10 protein-coding genes and 1 pseudogene are annotated in these 12,344 nt (G+C 62.6%); 8 read left to right on the top strand and 3 right to left on the bottom strand.

Going from position 1 to position 12,344, the window contains the following annotated elements:
- Positions 1 to 96: 96 nt before the first annotated feature.
- The 3 genes from pdxY to CO655_RS01685 all read left to right on the top strand — a co-directional run bounded on the left by pdxY (position 97) and on the right by CO655_RS01685 (position 3,399).
- A complete protein-coding gene (gene pdxY / locus CO655_RS01695; RefSeq protein ID WP_097663584.1) occupies positions 97 to 972 on the top strand; it encodes a pyridoxal kinase PdxY in 876 nt (291 codons plus the stop codon).
- 71 nt (positions 973 to 1,043) lie between these two features.
- Positions 1,044 to 1,685: a carbonic anhydrase gene (locus CO655_RS01690; RefSeq protein ID WP_010031455.1), complete on the top strand. Its 642-nt coding sequence runs from the start codon at positions 1,044 to 1,046 to the stop codon at positions 1,683 to 1,685.
- Positions 1,686 to 1,779: 94 nt separating this feature from the next.
- A complete protein-coding gene (locus CO655_RS01685; RefSeq protein ID WP_097663583.1) occupies positions 1,780 to 3,399 on the top strand; it encodes a GGDEF domain-containing protein in 1,620 nt (539 codons plus the stop codon).
- Between the two features lie 51 nt (positions 3,400 to 3,450).
- On the opposite strand, the gene CO655_RS01680 is transcribed toward CO655_RS01685, so the two are convergent.
- The 3 genes and pseudogenes from CO655_RS01680 to CO655_RS34160 form a co-directional block, all read right to left on the bottom strand.
- Positions 3,451 to 4,275 carry a lytic murein transglycosylase gene (locus tag CO655_RS01680; RefSeq protein ID WP_097605810.1) on the bottom strand — a complete coding sequence of 275 codons (825 nt, stop codon included), beginning with the start codon at positions 4,273 to 4,275 and terminating at the stop codon, positions 3,451 to 3,453.
- 168 nt (positions 4,276 to 4,443) lie between these two features.
- Complete coding sequence (locus tag CO655_RS01675) at positions 4,444 to 5,478, bottom strand: aspartate-semialdehyde dehydrogenase (protein ID WP_064683966.1); 1,035 nt, start codon at positions 5,476 to 5,478, stop codon at positions 4,444 to 4,446.
- 112 nt (positions 5,479 to 5,590) lie between these two features.
- A pseudogene (locus CO655_RS34160) lies at positions 5,591 to 5,821 on the bottom strand (hypothetical protein).
- A 68-nt stretch (positions 5,822 to 5,889) separates the two neighbouring features.
- On the opposite strand from CO655_RS34160, the gene CO655_RS01670 reads away from it, so the two are divergent.
- The 5 genes from CO655_RS01670 (at position 5,890) to CO655_RS01650 (ending at position 12,307) form a co-directional block, all read left to right on the top strand.
- A complete protein-coding gene (locus tag CO655_RS01670) occupies positions 5,890 to 7,644 on the top strand; it encodes an alkaline phosphatase (RefSeq protein ID WP_097663582.1) in 1,755 nt (584 codons plus the stop codon).
- Between the two features lie 93 nt (positions 7,645 to 7,737).
- Entirely contained in the window at positions 7,738 to 8,199 is a 462-nt protein-coding gene (locus CO655_RS01665) for a hypothetical protein (RefSeq protein ID WP_097663581.1), read from the top strand.
- A gap of 7 nt (positions 8,200 to 8,206) precedes the next feature.
- A complete protein-coding gene (locus CO655_RS01660; RefSeq protein ID WP_097605813.1) occupies positions 8,207 to 8,899 on the top strand; it encodes an ATP-binding cassette domain-containing protein in 693 nt (230 codons plus the stop codon).
- On the top strand, positions 8,896 to 10,206 hold the full coding sequence (locus CO655_RS01655; RefSeq protein WP_097663580.1) for an ABC transporter permease: 1,311 nt from the start codon (positions 8,896 to 8,898) through the stop codon (positions 10,204 to 10,206). Before CO655_RS01660 ends, CO655_RS01655 begins: the two co-directional genes overlap by 4 nt.
- Positions 10,207 to 10,420: 214 nt before the next feature.
- A complete protein-coding gene (locus tag CO655_RS01650; protein WP_097605815.1) occupies positions 10,421 to 12,307 on the top strand; it encodes an MFS transporter in 1,887 nt (628 codons plus the stop codon).
- Positions 12,308 to 12,344 lie beyond the last annotated feature (37 nt).

Raw genomic sequence — 12,344 nt, 5'->3', positions numbered from 1 at the left:
TCTTCCGCCGCACATTTCCATGCTCACGTGAAGAATGGTTGACAGCGCGGCGTCAAAAAGATCATCAAACGCCATCATCATTCGGACCTCGGTATCATGTCGGAAAATGCAGCGGGCGCAGTCATCGTCATTTCCAGCCATGTCGTGCGCGGCTCGGTCGGCAACCGGGCGGCGGTATTTGCGCTGGAGACGCTCGGCCATCCGGTCTGGGCGCTGCCGACCGTCGTTTTGCCCTGGCATCCCGGCCATGGCCGTTCGACGCGGCTGACATTTGCGGAAGCCGATTTCGACGCGGCGATCGACGATCTGATCCGTGCGCCCTGGATCGGTGAAGTCCGGGCAGTGCTTTCGGGTTATTTCGGCAATGCCGCCCAGGCGCGCTCCGTCGCCCGGCTGATCGCTGCGCTCCGGCAGAACAATCCCGAACTGCTCTATGTCTGCGATCCCGTGATGGGCGATCTCGGCGGCCTCTATGTGCCGGAAGCCACGGCCGAGGCCATTTGTGACCATCTCATCCCGCTCGCTTCGTTGGCGACGCCGAACCGCTACGAGCTTGCCTGGCTGTCGGGAGCAGCACTTGACGACAATAGCGCGATCATGGAGGCGGCGCTGGCGCTCGGGCCGTCGCGCATGCTCGTCACCTCGGCGGTGCCGATGATGGCGGGCGGTACCGGCAATCTCTACCTTTCCGGCCGTCACGCGCTGCTTGCCGAGCACCGCGTCGTCGAGAACCCGCCGAATGGTCTCGGCGACCTGCTCGCCGCGGTTTTCCTGTCGCGCCTGCTGTCCGGCCTCGAGGATGAAAAGGCGTTGCAGCTTGCCACCGCCAGCGTGTTTGAGGTGCTGGCGCGTGCCGTCAAGCGCGGCAGCAACGAGTTGATGCTGGCAAGCGACGCGTCCAGCCTTTCGACGCCGATGGCCATGGTACAGATGCGGCGCCTTGTGCACCCGGCGCAGCGGCGGAAAAAATGACGCATCTGCCAGTTTGCTCATTTTGCGGTGCAGCAGTTGATCTTGTCTTCCGCGCGCGCTAATCCAGAAGCATGCAGCGTTTTCCAAACACCCTTCTGGACGGTTATCGCAACTTTATGAACGGGCGTTACGCCGACGCCCGCGACCGGTATCGGCAACTGGCCGAAAACGGTCAAAGTCCCAGCACGTTGGTGATTGCCTGTTCGGATTCACGTGCGGCGCCCGAGCTGATCTTCGATGCCGGCCCGGGTGAGCTTTTCGTCATCCGCAACGTCGCCAATATGGTGCCGCCCTACGAGCCGGACGGTCATTTCCATTCGACATCGGCCGCGCTCGAATTTGCCGTGCAGGCGCTGAAGGTCTCGGATATCGTGGTGATGGGCCATGGCCGCTGCGGCGGCATCCGCGCGGCGCTCGATCCGAATGCCGAGCCGCTGTCGCCGGGCGATTTCATCGGTCGTTGGATGTCGCTGGTCAAACCGGCAGCCGAGCAGATCCAGAGCAATGACGTGATGACGGCCGCCGAGCGGCAGACGGCGCTGGAGCGTGTCTCGATCCGCAATTCGATCGACAATCTCAGAAGCTTTCCCGACATTAAGGCGCTCGAGGAAGCGGGAAAAATGCATCTCCACGGCGCCTGGTTCGACATATCGACGGGTGAACTCTGGGTCATGGACGCCGAAACGCGTGATTTCATTCGCCCCGAGATCTAGGGATCAACGGGTTTATCAGTTTTTTAAGGATTGTTGTTAAGCTGCCGGAATTGGTCGCGCACGACCGACGTCTTGATCACCGTGGCGATTGGCGATGAAGTTCGAAACCATCAAAAAGGTTATTCTGGCGGCCATCATGCTGCCCTTCGTCTTCATGCTCATTGAAGGCGTCGTCGTTATCCGGACTTCGCTGACGCAATACTGGAACCTCGAGAAAGACCGGCAGTTCGCCGACGTGCTTGCCCGCGGCGGGTCCATCGCCGCCACGGAGATCCTGAGTGAAATCGGCGCCACGCGCCGCTATCTCGCCCATCCCAGCAGCAGGACCGCGATCGAAATGCAGCGCAGCCGGGCGACGCTCGACGACGAACGCCTGGCTTTTCACGCCAGCCTGCCTTCCCGCGATGCGCTCGACGAAGGGCTCGTGGACGAATTGTCGGCTCTCAGCCTCGCCTATAGCCGCATCGTCGCCGCCCGAAGCGCCGTCGACCAAGGTCGTTATGCCGGCAGCGATCCCGGTGCCATCTACTGGTACGCGGCTCTCAAGCAGCTTGCCGTCGTCGATGCGCTCTCCCCGCTGATCAACGATCCGGTGCTGCTCGAGAAATCCAACCAGCTGATGGGCATCATGCTGACCTACTACGGCGAAAGGCTGATCACCGGGATTGGCACGCGTTACCTCGACCGCGGCCCTTCCGCCAGATTTCCGGTGGAGCTGTTCGTGCAGGGAAAAGTGATGATCGGCGAGGGTATGGATCACATGGTCTTCCATTCCGCGACGTCGATCGAGCGCGATATCGTCGGCTATCTCGGTCGCAGCAGCCAGGTGAAGGCGAATGCCATCACCGATGCGATCCTCGCCGGATCGCGGCCGACGCGCGCAATACGTGACGTCTGGGCCACTGCGCAGAACGAACGCATGAGCTTCCTGCAGCAGAAGATGATCGAAGCCGCCCGAGATATTCACGACACCGGCGAGAACTTTTCGACGCGTTCGCACCTGCATTTGACGCGGATCCTGGCGCTGTGCGCTGGTCTGCTGATCCTCGCCACTTTGGTGATGGTGCTGGCGGCAAGGGGTCTGCGCCTGATCGACCGGCTGACGCAGGATCGCGAGGCGCTGGTGGCGGAGCTGCGCAACGCCGCCCAGACCGACCTCTTGACCGGCCTGTACAACAGGCGCGGCTTCGAGGTCGCTGCATCGGCGCTTCTCACCCAGGCCGAACACGGATCGCGCTGGATATCCGTTGTGCTGTTCGATCTCGATCATTTCAAGAAGATCAACGATGTCAACGGTCATGATGCCGGCGACGCCGTGCTTCGCCATGTCGCGGGCATCGCGCGCGAGAATTTCCGCTCCTTCGATCTGCTGGTGCGTCACGGCGGCGAGGAGTTCCTGGCGCTTCTGCCCGATTCGACGCCGGACGACGCTGCCATCGTCGCCGAGCGGGTGCGGCTGGCGATCGAGATGGCGGAAATCCCTTTACCGAGCGGCGAGCTGCTCAAGGTGACGGCGAGTTTCGGATGCGCCGGCCGGGCAAACGACGGCGCAAGCCGGAACTTCGAGGATCTTGTCAAACGCGCAGATCTGGCGCTTTACGCCGCCAAGGCCTCCGGCCGCAACTGCGTCGTTTCGGGGCCGGTCGTGCCGGCTCCGCCGCAGGAGGAGCGCCGCAAGACGGCCTCCGGCGGTGGTTTCGATTCCCGCCTATGAAAACCGCCGCATCTTGCAGCGGCGTTTCGGGGGATCGTTGTCTATGAAGGCCTATCTGCCGCCGTCGATCTGCTGGCCGATATAGGCAATCGCCTGCTGATAGACGCTGGCGGCGTTCCAGCCCTGGATGGCAGCGAAATTCGGCTCTCCCGGCTGATAGCCGGCGCCGGCCCGCCAGCCGTGGCCCTTGAGAAAATTGGCGGTCGAGGCCAGCGCATCGGCACGGGAACCGACCATGTCGACACGGCCGTCGCCGTCGCCGTCGGCGCCGAAACGCACGACGTTCCTCGGCAGGAACTGCGTCTGGCCGATTTCACCATGGGCCGCACCCTTGGCCTGCGGGCTCAGATAGCCCTCCGAGACGAGCTGGAGCGCGGCATAAAGCTGGTCGGTAAAATATTCCGAACGACGGCAGTCATAGGCAAGGGTCGAAACAGCCGACAGCGTATGCTGGTTGCCCATATAGCTGCCAAAACCGGTCTCCATGCCCCAGATGGCGATCAGCGGGCCGGCGGGAACGCCGAAGCGACGCTCGAGCGAGGCAAAAAGCGCCTGGTTGGCCGCCTTCATCGAGCGGCCGCGGGAGATGATGGCAGCACCACCGCGCTTCTGCATGAAGGCGTCGAAGGAGAGCTTGAAGCTCTTCTGGCCGCGGTCGGCGGCGATCGTCGGCTTGTTGTAGTTGACGTTGGCGAAGGCGCGGCTGAGCACCGACTGGCTGACGCCGTTCGCGGCTGCCGTCTGTTTGAAATCGGCGACCCAGGCGTCGAAGCCGGCGCTGGTATTGCCACATTCTGGTCCTTGCGCGAACGCCGGTACCGCATGGAGAAGGCCCATTGCCGCAGCGGCCGCCAGAAACAACTTTGTCATGCGCATTGAGAAACCCCACTCTCGATCTGCATAGCTTTCAGGCGGGCAAGAGGATGCCAGCCACTCGCGATTTTGTCACGACCACCTTTTAGCGATCGCTTATACAGTTGTATTTGCCCGGAAAAGCCCCGCTCAGCGAGCAGGGCTTTAACATCTTATGGTTTACAAATGGTATCAGGCTGCCTGCTTGCGTGGCTTGACCAGGCCGCGATTGACGAGGAGCTCGGCGATCTGGATGGCGTTCAGCGCTGCGCCCTTGCGCAGGTTGTCGGAAACCACCCACATATTGAGGCCGTTTTCGACCGTCGCGTCCTCGCGGATGCGCGAAATGTAGGTCGCATCTTCGCCAGCGGATTCATAGGGCGTGATGTAGCCGCCGTTCTCGCGCTTGTCGATGACGAGGCAGCCCGGGGCGTCGCGCAGGATGTCGCGGGCCTGGTCGGCGGTGATCTCGTTTTCGAACTCGATGTTGACCGATTCCGAATGGCCGATGAAGACGGGCACGCGCACGGCCGTGCAGGTCACCTTGATCTTCGGGTCGAGCATCTTCTTCGTCTCGGCCAGCACCTTCCACTCTTCCTTGGTATAGCCGTCTTCCATGAAGCTATCGATGTGCGGGATGACGTTGAAGGCGATGCGCTTGGTGAACTTCTTGTTCTCGATCGGATCGGCGACGAAGACGGCGCGTGTCTGGTTGAAGAGCTCGTCCATGCCGTCCTTGCCGGCGCCGGAGACGGACTGGTAGGTCGAGACGACGACGCGCTTGATCTTGGCGAAGTCGTGCAGCGGCTTCAGCGCCACCACCAGCTGGGCGGTCGAGCAATTCGGGTTGGCGATGATGTTGCGCTTGGTGAACTGGCTGATGGCATCCGGGTTCACTTCCGGCACGATCAGCGGCACGTCGGCGTCGTAGCGCCAGGCCGAGGAATTGTCGATAACAACGCAGCCCTGCTGGCCGATCTTCGGCGAGAACTTCTTGGAAACCTCGCCGCCGGCCGACATCAGGCAGATGTCGGTGTCGGAGAAATCGTAGTTCTCCAGATTGGAGACCTTCAATGTCCGGTCACCATAGGACACCTCGGTGCCCTGCGAACGCGCCGAGGCGAGCGCCACGACCTCATCGGCGGGGAAGCCACGTTCGGAGAGGATGTTGAGCATCTCCCGGCCGACATTTCCGGTCGCTCCTGCAATTGCTACTTTGAAACCCATTTCTCAAGCTCTCTTTCTCTTCTCTCCTCTGGTCCGGTGAGGGGGGAAGGCGCGACGGATCGCGTCTTCCTGTCCCCAGCCGAGCCGGGGAGAGAGCGGCAGGCCAGAGACGTCAGACGGTTTTCGTCGTCGTTTTGGCCTTGGTTTTGGCAGAAACCGGAACGGCAATATCCACCCCGGCAACCCGTGCCCGGTCACTGCATGCGGCAATGGCGTGTTCGTCGCGAACCATGGAGATTCCTTTTCCGCTGTTGCTATTAGAAGGTTTTCCACAGGAGTCAAGGTTTTTGCGCCGTCAGCTGCCAGGCGGAAGGAGCGGTGCCGTCCTGCCGCGCCTTGTCATGCCGCTGTCATCACCCGGGGGTATCCCGACCCGGTTGTTAATATCTGCAACGAAAACGGGGGTTTTCCATGCGTATGCTTCTCGCCGCCTTTGCGGCCACCACCATTCTCGCTGGCGCCGCTCAGGCGACGACGGTCTACCCGCTTGATCGCGCGACGATCCTTGTCGGTTCGCCGTTCGACTTCAAGGTCGAGCTCAACAAGCAGGTCAAGCCCGAAGACGTGAAGATCACGGTCAACGGCCAGGATTACAAGACCGTTCTCGGAGGCGCGGCTCAGTTCGTCGAATTGGAAAAGGGCAAGGAAGACAAGGCCCTCGGCTCCGCCCTGCTGCTGCGCGGCCTGAAGATTTCCGCGCCGGGCGACTACAAGGTCGAGGTCTCTGCCGGCGACGAAACGAAGTCGGTCACCTGGAACGTTTACGAAACCGCCGGTCAGCCGAAGGCCAAGAACATCATCTTCCTGCTCGGCGACGGCCTTTCCGTCGCCCATCGCACTGCCGCCCGCATCATGTCCAAGGGCATGACCGAAGGCAAAGCCAATGGCCGCCTGAACATGGACGATCTCGATCATATGGCTTTCATCGGCACGTCGTCGACGAATGCCGTCGCCACGGACTCGGCCAACACCATGTCGGCGTTCATGACCGGCCACAAGACGGCCGTCAACGCGCTCGGCGTTTATGCGGACCGTACGCCCGCTCCGCTCGACGACCCGCGTGTCGAAACCATTGGGGAAGCCGTTCGCCGCACGACCAAGAAGTCGATCGGTATCGTCGCGACGTCCGAAATCGAGGATGCAACGCCGGCTGCCGTCGTTTCCCATACCCGCAGCCGCAACGACAAGGCCGACATCGTCGGCATGCTCCTCGAGGTCAAGCCGGAAGTCATCCTCGGCGGCGGCTCGGCCTATTTCCTCGGCAAGGAAGTCGCCGGTTCCAAGCGCAAGGACAATCAGGACTACATCAAGCTGTTCCAGGATGCCGGCTACAAGCTTGCGACCGATAAGAACGAGCTTGCAGCCAATGCGTCGGCTGACGGCAATCTCCTCGGTCTCTTCCACACCGGCAACATGGACGTCACGCTCGATCGCGAATTCCTGAAGAAGGGCACCGTCGACAAGTTCCCGAACCAGCCGGGTCTCGTCGACATGACCAAGGTTGCGCTCGATCGCCTCTCCAAGAATCCTGACGGTTTCTTCTTGATGGTCGAAGGCTCCTCGATCGACAAGATGTCGCATCCGCTCGATTGGGATCGCGCCGTCATCGACACTATCGAATTCGACAAGGCGATCGGCGTTGCCCGCGAATTCCAGAAGGCGCATCCGGATACGCTGATCGTCGTGACCGGCGACCACACGCATGGCGTTTCGATCATCGGCACCGTCGATGACGAGAAGCCGGGCACGGAAATGCGCGAAAAGGTCGGCACCTATGCCGAAGCCGGCTTCCCGAACTACAAGGACGAAAACGGCGACGGTTACCCCGACAAGGTCGACGTCAGCCGCCGCCTGTTCCTCAGCGCCAATAACGGCCCTGACCATTACGAAACCTTCCGTCCGAAGCTCGACGGTCCGTTCGTTCCGGCTGTCCAGAACGAAAAGAAGGAATATGTCGCCAACGAACAGTACAAGGATGTTCCAGGCGCGGTCCTCGTTCAGGGCAATCTGCCGAAGAGCAGCGAGAGCGGCGTCCATGCCGTCGACGACGTCGTTCTGCAGTCGGCCGGTCCGGGCGCCGAAGGCTTCCATGGCTACATGGAACAGAGCGACGTCTATCGCGTGCTCGCCGATACCTTCGCCCTCGGCGCCAAGCAAACGAACTGATCTCTGGATGCAAGGCCGCTTGCCGGCCTTGCGTCTTTCGTCGATCATGGTCCCGGCCGTTCAGCGGCCGGGATTTGTTTCCTGGAGGTCGCCATGGACATATTCTCTTCGCTGCATCTCAGCCGCCGCCGGCTGATCGGCGCTGCCGTTGCGCTCCCCTTCACCGCCAACGCCGTTCGTGCCGCCGGCGCTTTGCTCTCCTTCGACGAGCTCTATGGCAAGTTCGGCGTGCTCGGCCTTGAGTTCTCCGATAAGGTCAAGCGCCTCGCCGGCCAGGAGATCAGCATGAAGGGCTTCATGGCGCCGCCGCTGAAGGCCGAGGCGCAGTTCTTCGTGCTCACCGAAGTGCCGATGTCGCTCTGCCCCTTCTGCTCTTCCGATGCGGACTGGCCTGACAATATCGTCGTCGTCTATCTCGGGGAGAAGCAGACCTTCGTGCAGCCGCGCCAGACGATCGAAGTGCGCGGCACGCTGGAATATGGTTCCTGGACGGATCCGGAAACCGGCTTCGTCAGCCTGCTGCGCATCCGCCAGGCCGAATATTTCGCCGTGTGAACCCGACATGCTCGCGCTCGATATCGAAAACCTTGATGTCACCTTCCCGGGGCTCGCCTCGCCGGCGCTGGCGATCGGCCGCCTGTCGATCGATGCCGGCAGCAGGGTTGTCATCACCGGGGCGTCCGGCTCCGGAAAGAGCACCTTCGTCAATATCGTTGCCGGGCTGGAGCGGGCTCGCCAAGGCCGCATCCGCTGGAACGGCGAGGATATTGCCGGCTTCTCGGAAAGCCGGCGCGACCGGTTCCGCGCCGCCAATATCGGCCTGGTCATGCAGGAGTTTCATCTTTTCCCGGGCCTGTCGGCACTTGAAAACGTGCTCCTGCCCGCCCGGCTTGCCGGCGCCGCTACGGCCGCCGTCATCGAGCGGGCGCATGCGCTTTTCAACACGGTCGGTCTTTCCCGCCCGGGCCAGAAGATCGAGACCATGTCGCGCGGCGAGATGCAGCGCGTGGCGATCGCCCGCGCGCTGCTGCGCAAACCCGGCGTCATCATCGCCGACGAGCCGACTGCAAGTCTCGACGCCGAAAGCGGCGAGGCCGTCGGCGATCTCATCCTTGATCTTGCCGTTGCCGAAGGCAGCACGCTGATCATCGTTTCGCACGACCAGCGCCTCGCGGGCCGCCTCGACCGACGCATCACCTTCGGCTCCGGCCGGATCAGCGAGGATTCCGCTGCGGCAGCGGGGGAAGCTGCATGATCCGCTTCATCCTTGTCGATCTTCGCCGCCTCTGGGCCGGGTCGCTGGTCGTCGTGCTGCTGGTGGCGCTGGCAACCGCGCTCGGCGTTTGCGTCGTCCTGCAGGAACGGGCGCTTCGGCTCGGCAGCGCGCGCGCCGCCGACAAGTTCGATCTCGTCATCGGCGCCGGCGGCAGCGAGACGCAGCTCGTGCTCTCCTCCGTTTTTTTGCAGCCCTCGCCCCTGCCGCTGATGCCGGGCGAGGTGCTGGCCAGGCTTGCCGCCGATCCCCGTGTCGACTGGGCCGCGCCGATCGGCTTCGGCGATTCCTTCTCCGGCTATCCGATCGTCGGGACGACGGTAACGCTGGCGGAGAAGCTGTCCGGCGGCTTTGCCGAGGGCAAGGTTTTCGCACATGAGGGAGAGGCGGTGATCGGCTCCGCGGTCAAGCTGCCGCTCGGCGGTGAAATCAAGCCGATGCATGGCTCGGCCGAAGAAGGCGGCGAGACCCATACCGAACTCGTCTATCACGTCGCCGGCCGCCTGCGGCCGACGGGGACCGCCTGGGATCGGGCCATTCTCGTTCCGATCCAGGCCGTCTGGCATATCCATGGTATGGAGGCGCATGAGCATGCGGAGGAGGGCGCCGGGCACGATCATGAGGCGGCGTCCGCCACGGCTGCCGCTGAACCCGGCCACAAGCATGAAGAAGCCGGCGATCATCACGATGGGCATGAGCATCACGGCGAGGCCGATCCGGATGCCGCGCTCAACGAGAACTGGACTGCGGACACTCCCGGCGTTCCCGCTATTCTCGTCAAGCCGAAGACGATCGCCGATGCCTACAAGCTGCGGCAGGACTATCGCAGCGGCAATACGGTCGCCGTCTTTCCCGGCGAGGTGCTGACCAATCTCTACGCCACGCTCGGTAACGCCAAGCAGATCCTCGTCGCGGTCGCCGCCGGGGCGCAAACTCTCGTCGCCGCCTCGCTGGTGCTGGTCACGGTCATCCATATCGGCCAGCGCCGCCGCCAGATCGGCGCGCTGAGGGCCTTCGGCGCCCCGCGCGGCGCGATCTTCGGTATCGTCTGGCTGGAATTCTTCTTCCTGGTGGCGGTCGGCATCGGGCTCGGATTCGGCTTCGGCTATGCTGCGGCGCTGACTTTGTCCGGCCTATTCTCCGAGACGAGCGGTATCGCCATGCCGGTCGGCTTCGCCCGTGAAGACGCCGGGCTTGCGGCGGCACTGCTCGCCTTTGCCGCAATTCTTGCCGCTCTGCCGGCGGTGCTCGCCTATCGGCAATCGCCGGCGCAGGCGCTGAGAGCGTAACGGTCCGGATCGCAAACCGCAGTCAAACTTCCTTCCAACGGAGCGCGATGCGCGCGACAAAGCGCCCTGCTGTTAGACTAAAGTCATAATCCCAAAGCATCCCTCTTTTTGATCTGCCGTTTCTGGCACACTCCCGTCAGGCGTGTCGCGGCCAGGGGTATGCTCGAGGAGAGTAGGCCGCGCGCGTTGCTCATCACTCTGTGGAGGACAGACAATGGCAAATGTCGCAAGCATCGACGGCGCGAAGGCCGCTCCGATGACCGGCGAGGAGAAGAAGGTCATCTTCGCCTCTTCGCTCGGCACCGTTTTCGAATGGTATGATTTCTATCTTTACGGTTCGCTCGCCACCTATATCGGCGCAACCTACTTCACCCAATATCCCGAGGCGACGCGTAACATCTTTACGCTGCTCGCCTTTGCCGCCGGCTTCCTGGTGCGTCCCTTCGGCGCGCTGGTATTCGGCCGTCTCGGCGATCTTGTCGGCCGCAAATACACCTTCCTGGTGACGATCCTGATCATGGGCATGTCGACCTTCCTCGTCGGCATTCTGCCGGGTGCCGCCAGCATCGGCATTGCAGCCCCGATCATCCTGATCGGCTTGCGCCTGCTGCAGGGCCTGGCGCTCGGCGGTGAATATGGCGGTGCGGCAACCTATGTCGCCGAACATGCGCCGAACGGGCGCCGCGGCTATTTCACTTCCTGGATCCAGACCACGGCGACGCTCGGCCTGTTCCTGTCGCTGATCGTTATCATCCTGGTTCAGTCGCTGATGGGGCCGGTTCAATTCGCCGCCTGGGGCTGGCGTATTCCGTTCCTGGTCTCGGTCGTCCTGCTCGGTATTTCCGTCTGGATTCGCCTGAAGATGAACGAGTCGCCGGCATTCCAGCGCATGAAGGCGGAGGGCAAAGGCTCCAAGGCGCCGCTGACCGAAGCTTTCGGCCAATGGCGCAACGCCAAGATCGCGATCATCGCGCTTCTCGGCGCGACGATGGGCCAGGCGGTCGTCTGGTACGGCGGCCAGTTCTATGCACTGTTCTTCCTGCAGAACGTGCTGAAAGTGGATCTGCAATCGGCCAACATCATGGTCGCCATCTCACTTCTGCTTGGAACGCCCTTCTTCGTCATCTTCGGCGGCCTCTCCGACAGGATCGGCCGCAAGCCGATCATCATGGCTGGTCTTCTTATCGCCGCGGTGACCTATAATCCGCTGTTCAAGGCGATGACCTGGACGGCAAACCCGGGGCTTGCCGAAGCGCAGGCTTCGATCCGCGCGACGGTCACGGCCGATCCGGCGGACTGCAAGTTCCAGTTCAACCCGACGGGCACGGCGAAGTTCACCAGCTCCTGCGACGTGGCGACGGCGTTCCTGACGAAGAACTCGGTGCCTTATGACGTCGTGGCCGGCCCTGCCGGACAACCGGCGACGGTGAAGGTGGGTAACGCGACGGTGCCGAGCTTCGACGCCGCTGCTGCCGGCGACAAGGCGAAGGGCATGACCGCCGCCTTCGAAAAGAGCATCAACATCGCGCTTCACGATGCCGGCTATCCGCTGAAACGCGGCGTCGCCAAGGTGCCGGATGCCAAGCTCGATGCCTTCATCGCCGCCAATCCGGAACTGGCGCTCAATGCCGAAGCTATCCGCGCCGGCGAGAAGGAAACCATGCCGGCGGCCAAGCTGGTCGAAGGCAAGCTGCTGACGGCGGATGAGGCCAATGGCGTCACCGATATGGCGGTCTACAACATCGCCAATGGCGGCACCTTCGCCATGACCGCCGATCCTGCCCGCGTCAACTGGATCGGCACGGTCGCCATCCTGTTCGTCCTCGTCCTCTATGTGACGATGGTCTACGGCCCGATTGCGGCACTTCTGGTCGAGCTCTTCCCGACCCGCATCCGCTATACCGGCATGTCGCTGCCCTATCACATCGGCAATGGCTGGTTCGGCGGCTTGCTGCCGGCGACGGCCTTCGCGATGAGCGCTGCGGCGGGCGATATCTACTACGGTCTCTGGTATCCGATCGTCTTTGCGGCGATCACCCTGGTGATCGGCCTGATCTTCCTGCCGGAAACGAAGAACAGGGATATCCACGCAATGGATTGATGGCGCGTTCGCGTCTGAGAAGCTCGAGAAGCGGCCC

The organism is Rhizobium sp. M1, assembly GCF_002531805.1.
In the GTDB taxonomy this organism is placed as follows: Bacteria; Pseudomonadota; Alphaproteobacteria; order Rhizobiales; family Rhizobiaceae; genus Rhizobium; species Rhizobium etli_C.
Note: the sequence above shows the minus strand (reverse complement) of the source record. Positions and strands in the feature narration are given on the sequence as shown.